17 protein-coding genes are annotated in these 21,705 nt (G+C 58.9%); 11 read left to right on the top strand and 6 right to left on the bottom strand.

From position 1 onward, the window contains the following. Position 1 precedes the first annotated feature (1 nt). From A6764_RS20330 to A6764_RS20315, 4 genes are all read left to right on the top strand, one after another. Positions 2–976 carry an agmatinase family protein gene (locus A6764_RS20330; RefSeq protein WP_051967997.1) on the top strand — a complete coding sequence of 325 codons (975 nt, stop codon included), beginning with the start codon at positions 2–4 and terminating at the stop codon, positions 974–976. 21 nt (positions 977–997) lie between these two features. Beyond that, a complete protein-coding gene (gene hutU / locus A6764_RS20325; RefSeq protein WP_065067709.1) occupies positions 998–2,662 on the top strand; it encodes a urocanate hydratase in 1,665 nt (554 codons plus the stop codon). 94 nt (positions 2,663–2,756) lie between these two features. After that, a complete protein-coding gene (gene hutI / locus A6764_RS20320; protein WP_065067710.1) occupies positions 2,757–4,043 on the top strand; it encodes an imidazolonepropionase in 1,287 nt (428 codons plus the stop codon). Positions 4,044–4,169: 126 nt separating this feature from the next. Then, positions 4,170–5,312, top strand: coding sequence for a phosphodiester glycosidase family protein (locus A6764_RS20315; protein ID WP_176703331.1), 1,143 nt, complete (start codon positions 4,170–4,172; stop codon positions 5,310–5,312). 244 nt (positions 5,313–5,556) lie between these two features. On the opposite strand, the gene A6764_RS20310 is transcribed toward A6764_RS20315, so the two are convergent. Both A6764_RS20310 and A6764_RS20305 read right to left on the bottom strand, forming a co-directional pair. Then, positions 5,557–6,033, bottom strand: coding sequence for a DUF4362 domain-containing protein (locus A6764_RS20310; protein ID WP_065067712.1), 477 nt, complete (start codon positions 6,031–6,033; stop codon positions 5,557–5,559). Positions 6,034–6,123: 90 nt separating this feature from the next. After that, the gene (locus A6764_RS20305) at positions 6,124–7,308 is read right to left on the bottom strand and encodes an ROK family transcriptional regulator (RefSeq protein ID WP_065067713.1); all 1,185 of its coding nucleotides are present in this window, start codon (positions 7,306–7,308) and stop codon (positions 6,124–6,126) included. Positions 7,309–7,553: 245 nt separating this feature from the next. Between A6764_RS20305 and xylF the strand changes: the two genes are divergently transcribed. From xylF to xylA, 7 genes are all read left to right on the top strand, one after another. Further along, the gene (xylF, locus tag A6764_RS20300; RefSeq protein WP_029100744.1) at positions 7,554–8,660 is read left to right on the top strand and encodes a D-xylose ABC transporter substrate-binding protein; all 1,107 of its coding nucleotides are present in this window, start codon (positions 7,554–7,556) and stop codon (positions 8,658–8,660) included. Between the two features lie 65 nt (positions 8,661–8,725). Further along, positions 8,726–10,267: a xylose ABC transporter ATP-binding protein gene (locus A6764_RS20295; RefSeq protein WP_065067714.1), complete on the top strand. Its 1,542-nt coding sequence runs from the start codon at positions 8,726–8,728 to the stop codon at positions 10,265–10,267. Beyond that, entirely contained in the window at positions 10,236–11,372 is a 1,137-nt protein-coding gene (locus A6764_RS20290) for a sugar ABC transporter permease (RefSeq protein ID WP_231558734.1), read from the top strand. Before A6764_RS20295 ends, A6764_RS20290 begins: the two co-directional genes overlap by 32 nt. 39 nt (positions 11,373–11,411) lie before the next feature. Next, on the top strand, positions 11,412–12,404 hold the full coding sequence (locus tag A6764_RS20285; RefSeq protein ID WP_065067715.1) for a Gfo/Idh/MocA family protein: 993 nt from the start codon (positions 11,412–11,414) through the stop codon (positions 12,402–12,404). Between the two features lie 26 nt (positions 12,405–12,430). Then, positions 12,431–13,975 carry a xylulokinase gene (xylB, locus tag A6764_RS20280; protein WP_065067716.1) on the top strand — a complete coding sequence of 515 codons (1,545 nt, stop codon included), beginning with the start codon at positions 12,431–12,433 and terminating at the stop codon, positions 13,973–13,975. Next, positions 13,972–15,072 carry a M24 family metallopeptidase gene (locus A6764_RS20275; RefSeq protein ID WP_065067717.1) on the top strand — a complete coding sequence of 367 codons (1,101 nt, stop codon included), beginning with the start codon at positions 13,972–13,974 and terminating at the stop codon, positions 15,070–15,072. The genes xylB and A6764_RS20275 overlap by 4 nt, the downstream gene beginning before the upstream one ends. 31 nt (positions 15,073–15,103) lie before the next feature. Continuing rightward, the gene (gene xylA / locus A6764_RS20270) at positions 15,104–16,273 is read left to right on the top strand and encodes a xylose isomerase (protein WP_065067718.1); all 1,170 of its coding nucleotides are present in this window, start codon (positions 15,104–15,106) and stop codon (positions 16,271–16,273) included. A gap of 153 nt (positions 16,274–16,426) precedes the next feature. Here the strand turns inward: xylA and A6764_RS20265 are convergent, their stop codons facing one another. Genes A6764_RS20265 through A6764_RS20250 form a run of 4 tightly spaced genes read right to left on the bottom strand, consistent with a single transcriptional unit; the run spans position 16,427 to position 21,586 of the window. Then, the gene (locus tag A6764_RS20265; RefSeq protein ID WP_065067719.1) at positions 16,427–17,824 is read right to left on the bottom strand and encodes a sodium:solute symporter family protein; all 1,398 of its coding nucleotides are present in this window, start codon (positions 17,822–17,824) and stop codon (positions 16,427–16,429) included. Positions 17,825–17,827: 3 nt separating this feature from the next. Continuing rightward, the gene (gene speB, locus A6764_RS20260) at positions 17,828–18,793 is read right to left on the bottom strand and encodes an agmatinase (RefSeq protein ID WP_065067720.1); all 966 of its coding nucleotides are present in this window, start codon (positions 18,791–18,793) and stop codon (positions 17,828–17,830) included. A 27-nt stretch (positions 18,794–18,820) separates the two neighbouring features. Beyond that, on the bottom strand, positions 18,821–20,152 hold the full coding sequence (locus A6764_RS20255) for an aspartate aminotransferase family protein (protein ID WP_065067721.1): 1,332 nt from the start codon (positions 20,150–20,152) through the stop codon (positions 18,821–18,823). A 57-nt stretch (positions 20,153–20,209) separates the two neighbouring features. Next, positions 20,210–21,586 (bottom strand): sigma-54 interaction domain-containing protein, encoded by a 1,377-nt coding sequence (locus tag A6764_RS20250; RefSeq protein WP_065067722.1) that lies wholly within the window; start codon positions 21,584–21,586, stop codon positions 20,210–20,212. Between the last annotated feature and the right edge of the window lie 119 nt (positions 21,587–21,705).

Genomic DNA, 21,705 nt, shown 5'->3' with positions numbered 1-21,705 from the left:
ATTGAAAAAAAGGATTGATTTGTTGAATCCTCCGGAACTGGTCCGCCGGTCCAACTGGCGGGACCGGTATGAGACCAAAGTGTCCCAGTGGCTGACGCCGTGGGACGGGGAGGAACCGGTCGACATCGGGTTTATCGGCGTGCCGCTCTCCAAGACGTCGATCAGCGTGTCGGCGGCGTCCATGACGCCCAATGCGCTGCGGGAACTGTTTCCCACTGTGACGACGTACAGCATCGACTACGACGTCGACCTTCAGGAGCTGCGGGCAGGCGACCTGGGGGACATCCAGATGCATCCCACGGACCTGTACCGCTGCCACGCCAACATCGAGCAGGCGCTGACCAATGTCTACGAATCGCTGCCCGACCTGCTCCCGATCATCGCAGGGGGAGACCACTCCATCACCTGCCCGTCGGTCAAGGCGTTTAAAAGGAGGTTTGCCGGAAAGGTGGGCATCGTGCAAATTGACGCGCATATGGATGTACGGAATCTGGAAGACGGCGGACCGACCAACGGCACTCCGATCCGCGGCCTACTGGAATCGGGCACGGTGGAAGGGCAGCACATCGCCCAAGTGGGGATTCACAGCTTTGCCAACTCCAAACCGTACCAGGAATACGCGGTTTCGCAGGGCATTACCCAGTTTACCGCCCGGCAGGTGGCCCGGGAAGGGATCGAGCCGCTGATTCACAAGGCGATGGAGATCGCCGGCAACGGCACGGACGCCATCTACGTGACGGTGGACATGGACGTGCTGGATCAGGCGTTCGGACCGGGTGTCCCGGCCATGGTGCCGGCTGGCATGACGTCGTGGCAGCTCCTCGACGCTGTGTACCTGCTTGGCCAAAACCCGAAGGTCAAAGGATTCGACGTGGTCTGCATCGATCCCCTGCAGGACCCGCGCCGGGCGACGGTTCGAACGGCGCTGCACGTGATCCTCACGTTCCTGGCAGGCGTCATGACGAGAAAACACTAAGAGAAAAGGAGAGAGGACCCCATGGCAGAAACCAAGGCGCGCGTCATCCGCGCACCCCGCGGCAACAACCTGAACGCAAAAGGGTGGCAGCAGGAAGCAGCCCTGCGGATGTTGATGAACAATCTGGACCCGGAAGTGGCAGAGCGTCCGGCAGACCTCGTGGTATACGGGGGGATCGGAAAAGCGGCGCGCAACTGGGAGTGCTTTGACAAGATCGTGGAGTGCCTGAAAAACCTGGAGGGGGATGAGACCCTGCTGGTACAGTCGGGGAAACCGGTCGGCATTTTCAAAACGCATCCGCTTGCGCCCCGCGTGCTGATTTCCAACTCCGTGCTGGTGCCGGCGTATGCCAACTGGGAAACGTTCCGGGAGTTGGAGCAAAAAGGGTTGATGATGTACGGCCAGATGACCGCCGGAAGCTGGATCTACATCGGCACTCAGGGCATCCTGCAGGGGACGTATGAAACCTTTGCGGAAGCGGCCCGCCAGCACTGCGGCGGCACGCTGAAAGGGACGCTCACCCTGACAGCCGGGCTGGGCGGCATGGGGGGAGCTCAGCCGCTTGCCGTTACGATGAATGAAGGGGTGGTGATCGGCGTCGACGTCGATCCGTCCCGCATTCAGCGCCGGATTGACACCCGCTATTGCGACGTGATGGTGTACGACCTGGACGAAGCGCTGAAGCTGGCCCGGGAGGCGCAGGAAAAGGGCAAGCCGCTGTCCATCGGTCTCGTTGGCAATGCTGCCGACATTTATCCGGAATTCGTGCGCCGCGGCATTGTGCCGGACTTCGTCACCGACCAGACGTCCGCGCACGATCCGCTCAACGGGTACGTGCCCCGCGGCTTTACGCTGGAAGAGGCGGCTGAACTGCGCAAGAACGATCCCGACAAGTACGTCCGCCTCTCCCGCGAGTCGATGGCGGTTCACGTGCAGGCGATGCTGGAACTGCAAAAAATGGGAGCTGTCGTGTTCGACTACGGCAACAACATCCGCCAGGTAGCCTACGACGAAGGCGTGACAGACGCCTTCAACTTCCCCGGCTTCGTCCCGGCCTACATCCGTCCGCTGTTCTGCGAAGGAAAGGGCCCGTTCCGCTGGGCGGCGCTGTCCGGTGATCCGGAAGACATCTACAAGACGGACGAACTGGTGTTGAAGCTGTTCCCGGAAAACGAGCACCTGCGCCGCTGGATCACCATGGCCCGCGAAAAAGTGGCCTTCCAGGGTCTGCCGGCGCGCATCTGCTGGCTGGGGTACGGCCAGCGGGTCAAAATGGGGCTCGCCATCAACGAGATGGTGCGTACAGGGGAAATTTCCGCGCCGATCGTCATCGGCCGCGACCACCTCGACTGCGGTTCGGTGGCGTCTCCCAACCGGGAAACGGAGAGCATGAAGGACGGCAGCGATGTGGTGGGCGACTGGGCGATCCTCAACGCGCTGGTCAACACGGCGGCAGGTGCAAGCTGGGTGTCGGTGCACCATGGCGGCGGCGTGGGCATGGGCTACTCCCTGCACGCCGGCATGGTGGTGGTGGCCGACGGCTCCACGGAAGCGGAAGAGCGGCTCTCCCGCGTGCTCACCACCGACCCGGGCATGGGGGTCATTCGACACGCCGATGCCGGGTACGACCTGGCGATCCAGACGGCCAAGGAGCGCGGCGTACGCGTGCCGATGCTGGGCATCTGAACGGTCTGGGGAAATGAAGTGCGGAACAACCGCGAAAAAAAGCGGCATCCCGAGGGAGGTTTTCCTCGGGATGCTTCCCGTGAGGAGGGAGAGCATGAAACCGGAACGGATTGATCTGTTGGTACACAACATCGGTGTGCTGGTGACGATGGGCGGCAGGCCGGGACCGCGACGGGGCCGCGAGATGACGGATGTCGGCCTCGTGACGGGAGGAGCCGTGGCCATCGCGGACGGCAAAATCGTGGCCGCCGGAGTGGAAGCGGACGTCCGGGCGGAAATCGCCGGGCTGCCCGTCGAGCGAACCCTGGATGCGGAAGGGCGGCTGGTGACGCCGGGCCTGGTCGACCCGCACACCCATCTGGTGCACGGAGGTTCCCGGGAAAACGAACTGGTCTTGAAACAGAAGGGCTTGTCGTATCTGGACATCCTCGCCCAGGGCGGCGGGATTCTCAGCACGGTACGGGCCACACGGGCTGCGACGGAAGACGAACTGTATGAAAAGGCAAGGAAGAGTCTGGATATCATGATGCTGTACGGGGCGACGACCGTAGAGGCCAAAAGCGGCTACGGGCTGACGCTGGAAGACGAGCTGAAGCAGCTCCGCGTGACCAGGCGGTTGGACGAAACACACCCGATCGACTTGGTGTCGACGTTCATGGGGGCGCACGCCGTGCCGTCGGAGTACAAAGGCCGCTCCGCCGAATACGTCAAACTGGTGATCGAGGAGATGCTGCCGGAAGTGAAGCGGCAGGTGCTGGCCGAGTTTTGCGACGTCTTTTGCGAGCACGGGGTGTTTTCGGTGGACGAGTCGCGTGCGATTCTCGCCGCCGCAAAAGAGCTGGGTTTCGGGTTGAAGCTGCATGCCGACGAGATTGAACCGCTCGGCGGAGCGCAGCTTGCCGCAGAGATGGGCTGCATTTCCGCGGAGCATCTGCTCGCCGCCACCGATGAGGGGCTGAAAGCGATGCGGGATGCGGGCGTGATCGCCGTCTGTCTGCCGGCGACGTCGTTCAACCTGCGCGCCAAGTCCCACGCTCGAGCCCGGGACATGATCGAGGAAGGAGTGCCGGTTGCGCTGTCCACGGACTACAATCCGGGCAGTTCCCCCACGGAATCGCTGCAGCTCGTGATGACCCTGGCCTGCCTGCATTTGGGCATGTCACCGGAGGAAGTGATCACCGCCATGACCATCAACGCAGCCTATGCGATCGGCCGGGGAGACCAGATTGGCAGTCTCGAGCCCGGCAAGCAGGCGGATCTGGTGCTGTTCAACGCGGAAAACCTGGCGTATGTGCCGTACCACTTTGGCATCAACCACGTGGACACGGTGATCAAGAAAGGGCGCGTCGTGGTGGCCGGAGGACGGCTGATGGAAGATTGACGCGGTGGAAAAAGGGAAACATGCAAAGCGTTCACGCGGTGCCCGCAAATGGAAAAACATGATAAAATAATCCTGTTTTTTGAAAGAGGGAAAAAAGTTTCGGAACAGGTGAAGGTAGAGATGAGAATGGGGAAATGGCTAGCAACCATGGTGTTGCTCGGCGTTCTTGCCCTGCCGGCGCATCTGGCCGCGCAGGGAGCGCCGCAGACGAAGGATGTATCCGCGAGCGTGATGGCGGGAAGCAAGAAGGTTTCCACGTCCGCCGGAAGCCGAACCGTCCAGTTCGTCACGATCAACCTCAACGATCCCCGGCTGGAAGTCCGTCCGGTTCTGGCCCGGGACGAGCTGGGCAGGACGGAAAGCCTGGCGGGGATGGCGAAACGAACGGGGGCATTGGCCGCCATTAACGGATCGTTTTTCATGGCCTACAACAAGGGGGACTACAAGCCGCCCTGGGGGTTGATCGTCATTGACTACGAGAAGAAACACGACGGCGTCAGCGGGTCGTCCATCGGATTCAACGGAAACGCCCTGCCGGTGATCGACCGTTCCTCCCGGTTTGATGCGGATTCGTTTCAACATGTCACCAGTGCGGGCCCCACGTTGGTAAAGGACGGCAAAATCGTCGTCAATCCGGTCGCGGAGGGAATGAACGATCCGAAGCTGACCAAGGCAAGCGGACAGCGTTCGTTCATTGGCTACACGGCGAACCATCAACTGGTGATGGGAACGGTCCCCAACGTCACCCTGGCCCAATTGGCCGGCATCTGCCAGTCGATGGGACTGGTGGCGGCGATGAACCTGGACGGCGGAGCGTCGTCCGGCCTTTACGCGCATGGAAAGCTGCTGACGGCGCCGGGCAGGGAATTGAGCAACGCCTTGGTGGTCGTCCCCCGGAAAACCGCCCCCATCCAGGTCATGCGGCAAACAGAGCGGATTTCCTTCCTCACTCCGCCCGTACTGATACGCGGGAGCATCTACGTTCCGACCGCGGAGGCCTTCGAGAAACTGGGGGCGGCCGTTCACGTTGACCAGCAGGACGGCGCACTGGTGGCAGCCAAAGAGGGAACGGTCATCCGAATAACGAAACAGGGGAAGGTTTTCCGGGATGGAAAGGCGATCCCCCTATTGGTGGAAAAGAGAATGATTGCCGGCACGGAGATGGTCCCGCTCCGGCTGGTGGCGGAGCTGCTGGATGGGGAAATCGAGTGGGATCAGCAGAAACGCATCGCAACCATTCGGAAGAAAGGAGGCGCGCCGTCTCCATAAAGGTCCGGTCAGGTTGCCGGGGGGCATCCCCCGGCTCGGACTGAGGACAAACCGAGGGGAGCGGAGGAGAAGCATGCTGCCAGGCGGAGCGACTTGCGAAGCTCTACCGGGCGGAGCGGCGGTCTGCGCGAAAACGGAGCGCCCCCTCTGTACAAGGACTACCGGGCCTGACCGTTTGTTTCCGGTGCCTGTTTCCGTTCCTCGTTGGATGTCGCGATTGCAATGATATCCTTTGCCAATGCGGTCATGGTTTTTCCGTCTTCACTCTGATCGCATTCGGCCCAGTTGAACTCACGAATGGCCCTGTTATCGTCAACAACTCCATGGTCCCGGTATTTCCCGTACAACCCGTCAGTGTGTACTGCAGCAGCGTATCGGTTTCCTTCCGTTCCAGCGCATCGCAGAAATAGGTTGCAACTTCTCCTTTGCCGAACTGATCTTCCGTACTGTCCAGGCGAAATTCAATTTTTTTATTTTGATAGGACAAGTCATGGAAGATGGGATCGCCTTCGATGGTGTATCGGATCAACCGCAGCGTCGCAGGTTGATTGCGGGATACGCTGGCAATAAATTCGTCCATTTTTTCCAAATGTGTTACGCCGCCGTGCCTATCAATCACATCCCCTTCTTCCGGACGAACGTGACTGCTGCACCCCAGCATGAGCAGGCAGATGAACACCCACAGAACAAACGCCGTTCGTTTCGGGAGTTTTACGGACATCCCGGTCCCCCCCTCGTCTTCGTCAAACGTCGAGTTGACACGTTTTTTACGTTGACGCGTGCATGCCACAAAACGTTTCGAGGAGGCGGACTACAGGGAAATCCGCGTGTTGGCAAAGAAGTCGTCGATCGCAAAGGAAACGGTGCCAAATACGGCCGAATGCATGTTCAGGCCGGAAAACTGGATCCGAAGCTGCTTGCGACTGTACGCAAGCGACCGATTTTCCACGACCCGTGTGATCGGGTTGATCAGCCACTTTTCCGCGGAGGTCATTCTGTTGCCGATCACGATCAGTTCCGGGTTGAACGTGTTGATGATTGTCGTGAGACCGAGGCCGATGTATTCGCCCACCTGGTTGAACAGATTGATCACCTCGTGATGGCCTTCATCGGCCAGCGTGACAAGATGGGCGAGCGTGATCTCCGGTTCGTTCGGGGCCGGCGGAATCGCCAGGGCTTTCGCCTGTTCGAGCAGCGCGTTCTCGGAGGCGTACAGCTCCCAGCATCCCCGGTTGCCGCAGCGGCACTTTTTGCCGTTGGGCTCGATCGGAATGTGCCCCATTTCACCGGCAAACCCGTTGCATCCCTTGTACAGCTCGTTGTTGATGATGATCCCCGTACCGATCCCGATCCCCAGGCTGACGTAGACGGAGTGGGCAATCCCTTTGCCGACGCCGAATATCTTTTCCCCCATCGCGCCTGCCTTCGCTTCGTTGTTGATCGTGACCGGCAGGTGAAAGTGACCCTGGATGATGCTCTTCACATCGACGTTTTCCCATCCCAGATTGGGCGCGAACAAAATCTGCCCATGCTCGTCGACGATGCCCGGCACGGCGATGCCAATCCCGACAATGCCGTATTTGCTGGGCGGCGCTTGATCGATCAGGGCCTGGATCGTTTGCTTGAGCAGGTCAACAATGTTCTCAAACGAGAGGTTCGCAATCGTCAGCATCGTTTCCTGCACGATATTCCCCTGCAGATCGGTGAGCACGGCGAGCAGGTAGTTGACGCCGATGTCCACGCCGATGGCATGGCCCGCGGTCGTGTTGAACAACAGCATGAGCGGTCTGCGCCCGCCCTTGGACTGCCCCAAACCGATCTCGTACGCAAACTCCTCCTGAATCAATTCATTGACAAGCGACGATACCGTTGATTTATTCAGGCCGGTTACTTCCGAAATTTGCGCCCGCGAAATGGGGCCATTCTTTTTAATCGTCTCCAGCACGATCGATTTGTTGATCTTTTTCACCAGAAATTGGTCGCCAGTTTGCAGCATGTATCTCACCACTTTGTTTATCGGATATACCAATTATACATGAAAATTTTCCAAAAATCACGTTGATTGTGCGAAAATGACATGCATTTCAGCAAAAATCCTCTTGTATTCCGTTGATTCGCCCGATGATTCGCCACCGCTAGACAATCACGAAAATTTTATTAGTTTGTCGGTTGAACAAAGTAAAGGTGGGTGATATGATAAGGGTACACATTCGCGAAAAATTGGGAAAAAGGGGAATCGTCATGAAGAAAAGGGGCAGATTGTTGTCTGGTGCAGTGAGTCTTTTCCTGTTGGCCTTTGCCGTCGCGGGCTGCGGCCAGGATGCGCGGCCGCAAACTGAAAGCGCTGCCAAACCGGGCGAATCGCAAAGCCAGCAAGCGGCGGCGGGCAAAGTCATCAAGATCGGTCTTTCCATTGATGACCTGCGGCTGGAAAGATGGCAGCATGACCGGGACATTTTCATCGAAAAGGCAAAGGAGCTGGGAGCCGAAGTGGACGTGCAGTCGGCCAACGGCGATGACGCCACACAGTTGGCCCAGGTGGAAAACATGCTGTCCAAAGGCGTCGACGTGATCGTCATCATTCCGCACAACTCCGAAGCGATGGCAGCGGCAGTGGACGCGGCCCGAAAGGAAAACGTTCCGGTATTGGCCTATGACCGTCTCATCACCAATTCCGACGTGTCCGCCTATGTCACCTTCGACAACGTGCGCGTTGGCGAGATGCAGGCCGAATCCCTGACCAAGCTGGTCCCCAAAGGGAACTACTTCCTGCTGGGCGGTTCGCCCACCGACAACAACGCGAAGCTTTTCCGCAAAGGGCAGATGAACATCATCCAGCCGTTGGTGGACAAGGGAGACATCAAAATCGTCGGCGACCAGTGGGCAAAAGACTGGCAGGCGGACGCCGCGCTGCAGATTATCGAAAACGCTCTCACGTCGACCCACAACAACATCGATGCCATCGTCGCGTCCAATGACAACACGGCGGGCGGCGCCATTCAGGCCCTGGCGGCGCAGGGATTGGCCGGCAAGGTTGCCGTTTCCGGCCAGGATGCCGACCTTGCCGCCGTCCAGCGGATCGTGGAAGGCAAGCAAGCGATGACCGTCTACAAGCCGATCAAGGCGATCGCCACCAAGTCGGCGGAAGTGGCCGTCAAATTGGCCAAAGGCGAAAAGATTGAAGCGACGACCACGATGAACAACGGCAAAGTGGACGTGCCGACGATTCTGCTCGATCCCATCCAGGTCGACAAGAACAACGTGATGGAAACGATCATCAAGGACGGGTTCCATTCGTTTGAAGACGTGTATAAAAACGTTCCGGAAGACCAGCGTCCGAAACGGTAGCCAGGTCATCAGCAGGGGGAGCCTGCCTTCCCCCCCTGCTCCCAACCATCTTCGGGGGTGATAGCATGTATGCGCTGGAAATGAAATCGATCACCAAGGAGTTTCCCGGCGTTCGCGCGCTTGACCGCGTCACCTTTTCCGTAAAAAAGGGGGAAATTCATGCGCTGTGCGGCGAAAATGGCGCAGGCAAGTCAACGTTGATGAAAGTGTTGAGCGGGGTGTACCCCGACGGCACGTTTACGGGGGACATCATCGTCAACGGCCGGAAGCAGCGTTTCAAAAGCATCAAGGATTCGGAAAAGGCGGGCATCGCCATCATTTATCAGGAGCTGGCGCTCGTCAAAGAGATGACGGTCGGGGAAAACATCTTTCTCGGAAACGAACCGAAAACGTTTGGCGTGATCGACTGGGATACCCTTTACCTCGAGGCGAGAAAATGGCTGAAATCGGTTGGGCTTGAGATCAATCCGGAAACAAAAGTGAAGAATCTGGGCATTGGCCAGCAGCAGCTCGTGGAAATTGTAAAGGCGCTGTCAAAGAACAGCGACATCATCATTCTGGATGAACCGACCGCGGCGCTGACGGAAGCGGAAGTATCGCTGTTGATGGAGATGCTGCGGCAGCTGCGGAAAAGAGGCGTCACCTGCATTTACATCTCGCACAAGCTGAACGAAGTTATGTCCCTCGCCGATTCCGTTACGGTCTTGCGGGACGGCAAAACGGTCGCCACGCACCCGATCGGAGAGCTGACGGAAGAGAAAATCATTTCGCTGATGGTGGGACGGACGTTGACGGAACTCTTCCCGTACGAGCCAAAGCAGCGGGGCGAAAAAGTGCTGGAGGTAAAAAACTTCTCCGTCTACAGTCCGTACCAGAACAAACAGGTCGTCCGGGACGTCTCTTTCTCGCTCCACAAGGGGGAGATTCTGGGCATCGCAGGCTTGATGGGAGCGGGACGGACAGAGCTGTTTACCAGCATTTTCGGCGCGTACGAGGGGAAGAAGCAGGGCGAAATCCGGATCGACGGAAGGCCGGTAACCATCAAAACCCAGCGGGATGCCATCGAAAGCGGGATCGCGTACGTCTCGGAAGACCGGAAAAAATACGGGCTGGTCCTGGACATGAGCGTCCGGAAAAACGCGACGCTGGCGGCGCTGGACAAAATGATCAGGAACGGCGTCATCGATGAAGCGGCAGAGGTGAGCACGGTCAACCGTTTCATCGAAAAATTGAAGGTTAAAACGCCCGGCCTGGAAGCAACCGTGAACAACTTGAGCGGGGGAAACCAGCAAAAGGTGGTTCTCAGCAAGTGGCTGATGAACGAGCCGAAAATCCTGATTCTCGATGAGCCGACACGCGGCATCGATGTGGGCGCAAAATACGAAATTTACAAACTGATCAACGAATTGGTTCGGCAGGGAATGGCCGTCGTCATGATTTCGTCCGAACTGCCCGAAGTGCTGGGCATGTCGGATCGCATTCTGGTCATGGCGGAAGGGAGGATCGTCGGCGAATTGACGCACGAGGAAGCGACGCAGGAAAAGGTCATGATGTACGCAACCGGGGGTGGGGCAAGTGGAAAAACAGAAGCTGTCCTTTCGATTTGACATTCGCGCATACACGCTGGTCATCGCGCTGATCTTCATCGCAGTCCTGTTCACGGTGCTGACGGACGGCGGATTTCTGACCTCGCGCAATCTGTCCAACCTGTTCCGGCAGATGTCCGTGATTTCCATTCTGGCGATCGGCATGACGCTTGTCATCGTGGCGGCGCAAATTGACCTGTCGGTTGGATCGATTGTCGGGCTGACCGGCGGGATTGCGGCGATTCTCCAGGTGTGGTACGACTGGGGAACGGTTCCGGCGGTGCTGGTCGCGATCCTGGCCGGAGCCGCCATCGGGCTCCTGCAGGGCTGGCTGGTCGCCTACAAGGCCGTGCCCGCCTTTATCGTCACGTTGGGCGGGATGATGGTGTGGCGCGGGGTGCTGCTTGGTGTCAGCAAAGGGGAAACCGTGGCCCCTTTGCACGAGAGTTTTGTACAGATTGGCCAAAGCTATCTGCCCTATGTGTGGGGGTATGTGCTGGCGGCGATCATGTGTGCGGCCATTTTTTACGGAACGGCGCGCAGGCGCCAAAAACGCGCCCGGCTTCAGCTTCCCCTGAACAGCGCGGCGAGCGATTACGGCAAAGCGTTCGCCTACGCGGTCATCCTCATGGGCTTCACCTATATGATGAACCGCTATTACGGCATTCCGATCCCCATGCTGATCGTGCTGGTGTTGGGTCTGGTGTTCCTGTTCATCTCGACGAAAACGGGATTTGGCCGCTATCTCTACGCCATCGGCGGCAATCCGGAGGCGGCCCGCTTTTCCGGCATCAACATCAAGGCGCACATGCTTTCGGTTTTCGTGATGATGGGGGCGCTGGCCGGCGTGGCGGGCGTCGTGTTGACGGGCCGGCTCAATGCGGCAACGGTGGGCGCCGGTCAAAGCTTTGAGCTGGACGCCATCGCGGCGTGCGTGATCGGCGGAACCAGCCTGGCCGGCGGAACGGGCAGCATTGTCGGCTCGATCATCGGGGCGCTGGTCATGGTCAGCCTTGACAACGGCATGAGCATGATGAACGTGCAGCCCTTCTGGCAGTACATCGTCAAGGGTTCGATTCTGGTCTTCGCGGTATGGCTGGACATCGCCACCAAGAACAAATCGTAAGCAGCCTGGCAAACTTTTTGCGGAAAGGATGGAGGAAGCATGCGCACCGTGAAATGGGGGATTCTGGGGACGGCGCGGATTGCCCGGGAACAGCTGATCCCGGCTTTGCAGTGGGAAGGGCACAGCGAAGTTGTCGCGATCGCGAGCAAAAGCGGAAAGGCGCGGGACGTGGCTGACCGCTTCGGGATTCCCGCCGCCTACGACGACTATGAAGCGCTGCTGGGCGATCCGGCGGTGGAAGCGGTCTACATTCCGCTGCCAAACGGGCTGCACAAGGAATGGGCCATCAAGGCGGCCCGGCACGGAAAACATGTGCTGTGCGAAAAACCGTCGGCGCTGACCAGCGCAGAAACGCGGGAGATTCTGGAGGCCTGCCGCGAACACGACGTGATCTTCATGGAAGGCTTCATGTACCGCCACCACCCGCAGCATCAGCGGGTAAAAGAAATCATGCAGTCCGGGGAAATCGGCGAGGTGGTCCTGTTTCGCGCTTCGCTCCACTTCCTGCTCGAAGATGTGGAAGGGGATATCCGCATGGACCCGGCGCTGGGCGGCGGCAGCCTGTATGACGTCGGCTGCTACTGCATCCATTCCGCCCGCCACATGTTGGGGGAGGAGCCGGTATCCGTCTTTGCGCAGGGCCGCATGCACGAACGGCGGCAGGTGGACACGCTGGTTACCGCCCTGCTTCGGATGAACAGCGGCGTATCCGTCGTGTTTGACTGCGGTTTCGAGACCGTTTTCCACAATCAATACGAAGTGGTGGGAACGAAGGGGACGATACGCGTTCCGCGTGCGTACCGGCCTGATCTTCAAGGCGGCGAAGGGCTTGTGATCGTGACGACGGACGATGGCCGCGTGCGCGAGGAGAAAATCATCGCCGCTCAGTACGTCCTCGAAGTGGCCGAGATGAACGAAATGATCGTGTACGGCAAGGCAGCCGGGTATTCTCACGAGCAAATGATCAACAACATGCGGGTGATCGACGCCTGCTATGAATCGCTGCGGACAGGAGAAATCGTCGCCTTGTGACCGAAGCGTGAAAGGAGGCAGCACAGATGGGATTCTTGTTGGGCATTGATGTCGGAACCTCCGGCGTGAAAACCTGCTTGTTTCGGATGGATGGATCACTGCAAGCGGCGGCGAGTGCCGATTATCCGCTCCTGCAGCCAAAGCCGGGATGGGCCGAGCAGCATCCCGAAGACTGGTGGCGGGCGGTGAAGCATACCATTCAGAACATCATCAGGAAGGCCGGGATCCGGCCGGCGGATATTGCGGGGATTGGGCTTTCCGGTCAGATGCACGGGCTTGTACTGCTCGACCGGAGTGGGAACGTGCTGCGCCCCGCCATCATCTGGTGCGATCAGCGCACGCAGGCGGAAGTGGAGTGGATGGAGGAGAAGATCGGGCGGGACGCCATCATCCGGATGACGGCCAATCCGCCGCTGCCCAACTTCACCGCGACCAAACTGCTCTGGGTGCGGGAACATGAACCGCAGGTCTATGAAAACATCGCCAAGGTCCTGCTGCCGAAAGATTACATCCGCTACAAACTGACCGGCGAATGGGCGACGGAAGTGTCGGATGCTTCGGGGACCCTGCTGCTGGATGTGGCCCACCGCCAATGGTCCCGGGACATGCTGCGGCATCTGGACATTCGCCCGGAGTGGCTGCCCGCCGTGTACGAGTCGCATGAAATATCGGGCCGCGTCTCCGCCGGTGCGGCGCAGGAGACGGGATTGGCCCAGGGAACGCCGGTTGCGGGCGGGGGCGGCGACCAGGCGGCGGGCGCTGTCGGCAACGGCATTGTCAGGACGGGCATCGTCTCCGGCACGATTGGCACCTCCGGCGTGGTTTTTGCCTGCACCGACAAGATTGTCACCGATCCGAAAGGTCGCCTGCACAGCTTTTGCCACGCTGTTCCGGGAAAGTGGCATGTGATGGGCGTGACGCAGGCGGCGGGCGGCTCGCTTCAGTGGTTCCGCAATCAATTTGGCGATGTGGAACGAAGCGCTGCGTCGTTTTTGCAAAAAGATCCGTACGAATTGTTTTCGGAAGAGGCGGAACATGCGCCGGTAGGGAGCGAAGGTCTGCTGTTTCTTCCTTACCTGATGGGTGAGCGTACGCCGCACCTGGACCCGTTCGCAAAAGGCGCTTTTGTGGGCATCACCGCACGCCACGCAAAAAATCACTTCATTCGCGCGGTAATGGAAGGCGTGGCCTACAGCTTGTTGGACAGCATCGAACTGATGAAGGCGCTCGACATGGATATCTCGCATGTCCGGGCGTCGGGCGGAGGGGCCCGCAGCCGCGTGTGGCGGCAAATCATGGCCGATATTTTCAATCGTGAGGTGGACACGGTGGAAGCGAACGAGGGGCCGGCATTCGGAGCGGCGCTGTTGGCCGGCGTGGGCACCGGTGTGTACGGCAGCGTGGAGGAAGCCTGCGAGGCGGCCGTTCGCACCGCGGATCGGCTGCTGCCCGTTGCCGCCCATGTGCCGGTCTATCAAAAGTACTACGCCGTGTACCGCCGGCTGTACGGCGATCTGCGGGAGAGCATGCACCTCCTGCACAAGCTGGTGGAAGAGGGAGAGCAGGGATGAGGCGGCAGGAAGACATCGACTGCAAACTTCAGCGGGTTCGCCGCTTTTTGCAGGAAAAGGAACTGGCAGGCGCTTTTTTCATGAGCCGCGCTTCCTTTGCCTGGATCACCAGCGGCGGAGACAACCATGTTCCGAGCAGCTCGGAGCAGGGGGAGGCGGGTGTTCTGGTCACGCCGTCCGATTACATCGTCGTGACCAACAACATCGAAGCGCCGAGGCTTATGGCCGAGGAGTTCGTCGGGGTTGACGCGGTGTGGATGGAGTATTCCTGGCATGAGCAGTTGGTCGATGTGCTGTCCCGTGCGGCCGAACTGGAAAAGATCGCTTCGGATGTGCCCATAGCGGGCTGCCGCTACATGCCGCATGAGCTGGCTGCGCTGCGCTTCACGCTGACAGCGCTGGAAGTGGAGAGAATCAGGGAACTGGGAGCGGCGGCCGCCAGGATCACCGAAGAGATCTGCTTCGGGTTGAAACCGGGGGTTACCGAGCGGGAAGTCGCGGCTGGCCTGAATGCCGCGCTGATGAAACACGGCCTCGATCCAACCGTCACCCTGGTCGCCCACGATGAGCGGATCGCCCGCTTTCGCCATCCGATCCCGACAGATAAGCCGCTGCAGCGGCACAGCATGGTCATTTCCTGTGCGAGAAGGTACGGGTTGATCGTCGCGCTGACCCGCATCGTGCATCTGGGACCGGCGCCTGATTCCCTGCTCGCCCTCCATGAACGGGTGGCGCAGATCGACAGCGTGATGATGGATGCCAGCCGGATCGGCACCCCCTATCGGGACGTGCTGCGGCGGGGCATGGAAGCTTACGCGGAAGCCGGATACGGGAATGAGTGGCGGCTTCATCATCAAGGGGGACCGCTTGGATACGCCAATCGCGACGTTCTCGTCACCCCTGCCACCTCCGGATTGATTCAGGACGGTCAGGCGCTGGCCTGGAATCCGTCGATAACCGGGAGCAAATCCGAAGATACGATCCTGGCAGAAGAAACCGGCCCCACCATCCTCACCAGGGGAGGCGGCCATTGGCCGATGATCGAGTGCTGCGTACAGGAGCGCATCTATGCCCGCCCGGCCATTTTGCAATTGTAGTTTCCATATTTGGACCACAGGAGGAGTTATCATGACAAACGCATACCAACCCACACCTGAAGACCGTTTTACCTTTGGCCTATGGACGGTTGCCAACCCGGGGCGGGACCCCTTCGGCGATGCCGTCCGGACCGGGTATTCGCCAGTGGAAGCCGTGAAAATGCTGGCAGAAATCGGCGCCTATGGCGTCAGTCTGCACGACAACGATCTGGTTCCGATTGACGCAACGCCTGGGGAACGAGACCGGATCGTGAACGAATTCAAGCGGGCGCTGGAAGAGACCGGCATGAAACTGCCGATGGCCACGGTCAACCTGTTTACGCATCCGGTGTTCAAGGACGGGGCGTTCACCTCCAACGATCCGCGCGTGCGGGCCTACGCGATTCAAAAAACCACCGACGCCATCGATCTGGGCGTGGAATTGGGCGCCTCCATTTTCGTGCTGTGGGGCGGACGGGAAGGAACGGAAGTGGATGCGTCCAAGGACGCCGTCGAGGCGATGAAGCGGTATCGCGAAAGCATCAACTATCTGTGTGAGTACGCACGCGACCGCAAATACGACATCAAATTCGCGCTGGAAGCGAAGCCGAACGAACCGAGAGGGGACATTTACACGCCGACGACGGGCGCCATGCTGGGATTTATCGCCACGCTGGACCATCCGGACATGGTCGGGGTAAATCCGGAGGTGGCCCATGAGAGAATGGCCGGCCTCAATTTCTACCACGCGGTGGCCCAGGCGCTCGAATGCGGCAAGCTGTTCCATATCGACCTGAATGACCAGAAGCCGGGCCGTTTTGACCAAGACCTGCGATTCGGCTCGGAAGACGTGAAGAACAGCTTCTTCCTCGTCAAACTGCTGGAAGATTACAACTATCAGGGGCCCCTGCATTTTGACGCCCATGCCTATCGCACCGAGGATCTGGAAGGCGTGCGCGAATTTGCCAAGGGCTGCATGCGGACGTACCTGATCCTGAAGGAGAAAGTGAAGCGGTTCAACAGCGATCCGGAGATCCAGGGACTGCTGCAGGAATTGAAACATCATGACGCAGGCGTTCCCGGATTCGACTTCACGTACTCGCCGGCCAAGCACCAGGCCTTGAAAGCCGCTCAGTTCGACCGCGACGGGATTGGCAAAAAAGGACTGGCCTACGAGAAGCTGGATCAGCTCACCATGGAAATCATCCTGGGCGTGCGTTGAGCGGCGGCACGGCGAACATGAGCGGTTGAGCGCTGGTACGACAAACCGGCATCGCAAGGAAAACAAGGAGGCTGACATCCCTGGATACATGGGGGATGTCAGCCTCTTTCCCTTGCGGCTCTCCATTCCGGTTCGCGGCGGAAGCGCGTCCCGTCACTTGACCGAATGGACGTTGTCGGAAACGCTCGGGGCGGTTGCGTACGTCCTGCCGATCATCACGGCCAAACTGACGGCGATGCCGTACATGATCGGGTTTGTCGAGCTGAGTCCTTCGATCGCCAATCCGGCCAGCACGACGACGGTGCCGGCAATGATCGAGGAAAAGGCCGCTTTCGCTGTCGCTCGCTTCCAGAAGTATCCGACCACGAGCGGAACGAATATCGCACCGGATAAAATGGCGTACGCCACGTCAAGAGCGACCAGCACGTCCTGAATCCAGATCGAGAAGACAATGGCGAGCGCGCCGATGAACAGCGTCGTTACCCTGGACAGCCGCAGCAGCCGCTGATCGTCCATGTCCCGAAACCAGTACGGCTTTAGGATGTCGTGGGTAAGCAGCGTGGAGGAAGCGAGCAGCGTCCCGGAGGCGGTCGACATCAGTGCAGAGCAGACGCTGGCCAGGACGATGCCCAACACCCCATTGGGCAGAATGGAGATGGCCATGTTGGCGAACGCATTTTGCGGGTTTTCCAGATGAGGGAGGGCAATGAATGCGCACATTCCGACGATGGTCAATGAAACCGCATACAAAATGCTGTAGACGCCGGCCAATACGGACCCGGTACGGGAAATCTGCAGCGTGCGAGCGGTAAAGACGCGCTGCCAAATATCCTGGGAGACCACCATGCCGAGCGCGTAGAGCAGGAAATATTGAAGAATTTGGCCGCCGCCGATGGCGGTCAGATCAAAATGGGCGGCGGGCAGTCTGGATGCCAGTTGATCCCATCCGCCGACATGCGACAGGCTCATCGGCAGCATGATCAGGAAAACGCCCGCGGTCATGACGATGAATTGGATGATGTCCGTTACCGTTACGCTCCACATGCCGCCCAAAATCGTATAGAACAGCACGATTCCGCCGCCGACGATCATCGAGAGGGTCATGTCCCAGCCAAGCAGCACGTTGATGATGGTGCCCATCCCGATCACCTGCGTCACGGCTACCATCAGCGTGTAAATCGCCGCCACCAGGGCACTGACGAGCCGGGTTTCGGCATTGTAGCGCTTGCCCAAAAACTCGCTGATCGTCGTTACGTTGGACTGGGATATCCGCTTGGTGAACAAAACGCCAAGGAGCATGATGCCTACCCCGATCATGGTGACAAACCACATGCCCGAAATGCCGAATGTGTAGCCCAGCTTTGTCGTGCCGATGGTGGAGGCCCCGCCCAAAATGACGGCGGACAGACAGCCGAGATACATGAACATGCCCAGGTTGCGCCCCGCCAATGCGTACTCTTCCGTTGTCCGGGCACGCTTGGAGCCGACGACGCCCACTGCAATCAGCGACGCGAAATACAGCAGAATGACGATCGTATCGACGCTGTTCATCCTTTATCCCTCCAGGTTTTCCTGTTTTCGGCGCTGTTTCCATGCGATCAGGCTGATCATTTCGTACGCCACGGCCGCGGCCAGTCCGGCCGTAATTTCGCTGGGGTCGTGTGACGGCAGGACTTCGACCAGATCAAAACCGACCAGATGAAGGGTGTCCAGTCCTCTCACCAGTTGAATCGCTTCATAGCTGGTAGGCCCGCAGACTTCCGGGGTTCCTGTGCCCGGTGCGTACGCAGGATCGACGAAATCGATGTCAAACGACACGTACGCCGGCCGATCGCCCACCCGCTGATGGATGCGGCGGATGGCCTGCTTACAGCCGATGGCGCGCAGTTCGCTCATCGGCATCACTTCAAAGCCAAGCGCCCGGGCGTCGTTGATGTCTTCCGGTCCGTAGAGCGGTCCGCGCATCCCCACCTGTATCGAATGGGACGTATCGATCAATCCTTCTTCCACCGCCCGGCGGAACGGCGTTCCATGCGTGTACTTTTCGCCAAAATAGCTGTCCCATGTGTCCCCGTGGGAGTCGAAGTGAATCAGGGCAACTGGACCGAATTTTCTGGCAAATGCACGCAGGCTGCCGAGCGAAATGGAGTGATCGCCGCCCAAAATGATCGGGGTCACGTCGTTGTCGATGAGCGAAAACAGCTCCCGCTCCATGATGTCGTACGTCTTGTGAATGTTGAATGGAACCACGTCGATATCGCCGTAATCAACACCGGAGCAGTATTCAAAGATATGGATGTCTTGGTCGGGATTGTACGGGCGAAGCAGCACCGAAGCGTTCCGGATATGCTGCGGGCCGTACCGCTGACCGGTTCGGTTGGACGCCCCCGTGTCAAAAGGGACGCCCACCACCGCAAAGTCGACACCGTCCGTCGTCCGCACATGTTCCAACCTCATGAACGTGCGCACGCCGCAAAAGCGGGGAGATTGGGATGAATCCTTGGGTTTGTACGCAACCATAGCCGGCCTCCTTGTGTGAAAGGTTCGTTACACGGCACTGCTGCCGATGCACAGTGTTTCCTGTTCGTATTCCGTAATGGCTTCGTCCAGCATGCGCAGGCCAACGTCGATTTGCTCTTTGGTCACAGTGAGCGGAGGAATCATGCGGATGACTTCACCGCGGTTCCCGCACAGGTAGAACAACACGCCTTTGCTCAGGCACTTGTTTAGAATCGTCAGCAATCCTTCTCCATTGGGCGCCTTCGTGCGGGGATCGACGATTTCGATGCCGATCATCAGTCCGACGGCGCGGATGCTGCCAATCGTCGGGTGTTTCTGCTGCAGGCGGCAAAGCTGTTCCCGGGCGTAGCTGCCCATCACGCGCGCGTTTTCCACCAGGTTCTCTTCTTTCATCACTTCCAGCGTGGCCAGAGCCGCTGCACAGGCGATCGGATTGCCGCCAAACGTGGTGCCGTGGCTGCCCAGCGGCCACTGCTTCATCAGCTCCTGGGAAGCGACCGTGGCACTGAGCGGAAGGCCGGAGGCAATCCCCTTGGCAATCGCCATGATGTCGGGGGTGACTTCGAAGGTTTGTGCGGCAAACCAGTTGCCGGTGCGGCCAAAGCCGGTCTGCACCTCGTCGAAAATCAACAGGATTCCGTGCCGGTCGCAGATCTCCCGGAGCTTTTTCAGCCAGCCCTTGGGCGGAACAATGTAGCCGCCTTCGCCGAGAACCGGCTCGACGATCGCGCAGGCCACTTCTTCGGGCGTTACCTGATGGGCGAACAGCGTCTCAAAATCCTTTTCCAGTCGTTCCGCGCAATACGCGTCGGGGTCCGCCCCGGCCGGACACTCCTCCACCCTTGCGTAGGGGAGCTGGTAGGTCAAGCCGCCGGGCTGCAGAAATTTTCGGTACTTGCTTTTGGATGTCGTCACGCTCAGGGAACCCATCGATCGACCGTGAAAGCAGCCGAGAAACGAGAGGACATAGGGGCGTTTCGTCACGTGCTTCGCCAGCTTGATCGCCCCTTCGATCGCTTCCGTGCCGGAATTGGCAAAGAAAAAGCAGTCCAGCCCAGCCGGGAGCACGGTGGTCAATTCCTTGGCCAGACGCAGGATCGACTCGTAAATGACGACGCCGGACGGACCGTGCACCAGTTGGTCCGCTGCCAGCTTGATCGCCTCCACCACTTTCGGGTGGCGATGCCCGGTATTGGCGACGGCAATGCCAGATGTAAAGTCCAGGTAGGTTTTGCCGTCCAATCCGTAGTAATAGGCTCCTTCCGCCTTGACCACCGGCAGATTCGGGTGGTCTTTGGCCATGCTTGGCGCCAGCAAGGCATGCATCTGACCAACCAAATAACTCCAATCGCTTGACATGCTGCAACCCTCCTCGTGTGTCTGCCGGGAAAGAGTTGCAAGTTTCGTTCCAACCCCCTACGTGATTCCGTATTTTTTTAATTTCCGCACCACGGACGGCTGGCTGATCCCCAACGCCTGCGCCATTTTTACCGTGGTCTTGTGCGTTCGTTTCGCCTTCAGCAGAACCTGCCGTTCGACGTGATCCAAAATGTCCTGCAGCGGCCGATTTTCGTGCACATCAAACAGCGGCAGATCGTATCGCCGGTTGATGTACTCCGGCAGCAGATCGACCGTCACCACCGGGGAGGAAGACGTGACGACCAGCCGCTCGATCACGTTGATCAATTCCCGCACGTTCCCTTTCCACTCGTAATAGATCAAGCGGTGGATCACGGCTTCGTCCAGCGTCCGTTTCCGGTTGTATTTTTGCTCAAACTGGCTCAAAAAGTACTGGATCAGCGGCAGGATGTCCTCCGTTCTCCTGCGCAGCGGCGGAATGGTAATCGGCACGACATTGAGGCGAAAATAGAGGTCTTCGCGAAAGGTTTTCTCGATCACCGCCGCTTCCAGGTCCCTGTTGGTGGCGGCAATCAGGCGGAAATCCGCCTCCCGTTCCCGGGTGCCGCCCAGCCGGAAGAATCGCTTCTCCTGAATCATCTTCAGCAGTTTGACCTGGTTGATCAGCGACAGTTCGCCCACTTCGTCGAGAAACAGGGTCCCGCCGGAAGCCAGCTCGGCCAGCCCCATCTTTCCTTTCGGGTTGGCCCCGGTAAAGGCACCGCTCTCGTACCCGAACAGTTCGGCCTCAAACAGCGCATCGGGAATCGCGCCGCAGTTTACCTCGATAAACGGTCCTTTGGCGCGTCCGCTGTGGTTGTGAATAAACTTGGCGATATGCGATTTGCCCACCCCGGACTCGCCGAGCAGCAGGATGGTGGCATCCACTTCGGCCACCCTGAGCGCGGTGTCGATCACGTTTTTCATTTCCTCGCTGTTGGCGATGATTCCATCCGCATGCAGATGCTTGTTTCGCAGCATGTCCAGCTCGCTTTTCACGCGCTCGATGTCTTCTTCCAGCACCTGCAGGTAGTGCTGCAGGTTGATCAGCTCCGTCACGTCGTGGGAGTAGCTGACGATAAAGATCAGCTCGCCGTTGGGGTGAAACACCGGGATGCCCGTGACCAGGAGCTTTTTCCGCTTGTTTGTCGTCTGCACCACGGTGATTTTCTTTCGTTCCTTGATGACCATCGGCGTGACAATCGGCGTGAACAGCCCTTCCTTTTCCAGGTCGTACACCGACTTGCCGATCAAGTCCTTTGTGTCCACATCGTAAATCTGCCCGGTTTTTTCAGTGGCCCGCACGATGATGCCGTCCGTATTCGTGACCAGCAGATCGTCCTTGAGCGACTGCAAGATGGCCAGGTCTTCACTCCACGTGTGTTGATCACTCACGTCGCTGTCCCCCTTTGCTTGCGTCCCTTATCCATTTTTGAATAGATGCCGGCTGTACGCTTTCATTTGGCGGTGAGTTTGCCGTACAATTCCTTGCTATACGTTTTTGTATAATTATT

This window comes from Brevibacillus sp. WF146, from assembly GCF_001673705.2.
Taxonomy (GTDB): domain Bacteria; phylum Bacillota; class Bacilli; order Brevibacillales; family Brevibacillaceae; genus Brevibacillus; species Brevibacillus thermoruber.
The sequence above is the reverse complement of the archived record's forward strand: the minus strand, read 5'-3'. Positions and strand labels throughout refer to the sequence as shown.

What these genes read in the sequence shown, in the direction of transcription:
- hutU (WP_065067709.1), top strand. Translation starts at nt 998, where the DNA reads ATGGCAGAAACCAAGGCGCGCGTCATCCGCGCACCCCGCGGCAACAAC.
- hutI (WP_065067710.1), top strand. Translation starts at nt 2,757, where the DNA reads ATGAAACCGGAACGGATTGATCTGTTGGTACACAACATCGGTGTGCTG.
- A6764_RS20315 (WP_176703331.1), top strand. Translation starts at nt 4,170, where the DNA reads ATGGGGAAATGGCTAGCAACCATGGTGTTGCTCGGCGTTCTTGCCCTG.
- A6764_RS20310 (WP_065067712.1), bottom strand. Translation starts at nt 6,033, where the DNA reads ATGTCCGTAAAACTCCCGAAACGAACGGCGTTTGTTCTGTGGGTGTTC.
- A6764_RS20305 (WP_065067713.1), bottom strand. Translation starts at nt 7,308, where the DNA reads ATGCTGCAAACTGGCGACCAATTTCTGGTGAAAAAGATCAACAAATCG.
- xylF (WP_029100744.1), top strand. Translation starts at nt 7,554, where the DNA reads ATGAAGAAAAGGGGCAGATTGTTGTCTGGTGCAGTGAGTCTTTTCCTG.
- A6764_RS20295 (WP_065067714.1), top strand. Translation starts at nt 8,726, where the DNA reads ATGTATGCGCTGGAAATGAAATCGATCACCAAGGAGTTTCCCGGCGTT.
- A6764_RS20285 (WP_065067715.1), top strand. Translation starts at nt 11,412, where the DNA reads ATGCGCACCGTGAAATGGGGGATTCTGGGGACGGCGCGGATTGCCCGG.
- xylB (WP_065067716.1), top strand. Translation starts at nt 12,431, where the DNA reads ATGGGATTCTTGTTGGGCATTGATGTCGGAACCTCCGGCGTGAAAACC.
- A6764_RS20275 (WP_065067717.1), top strand. Translation starts at nt 13,972, where the DNA reads ATGAGGCGGCAGGAAGACATCGACTGCAAACTTCAGCGGGTTCGCCGC.
- xylA (WP_065067718.1), top strand. Translation starts at nt 15,104, where the DNA reads ATGACAAACGCATACCAACCCACACCTGAAGACCGTTTTACCTTTGGC.
- A6764_RS20265 (WP_065067719.1), bottom strand. Translation starts at nt 17,824, where the DNA reads ATGAACAGCGTCGATACGATCGTCATTCTGCTGTATTTCGCGTCGCTG.
- speB (WP_065067720.1), bottom strand. Translation starts at nt 18,793, where the DNA reads ATGGTTGCGTACAAACCCAAGGATTCATCCCAATCTCCCCGCTTTTGC.
- A6764_RS20255 (WP_065067721.1), bottom strand. Translation starts at nt 20,152, where the DNA reads ATGTCAAGCGATTGGAGTTATTTGGTTGGTCAGATGCATGCCTTGCTG.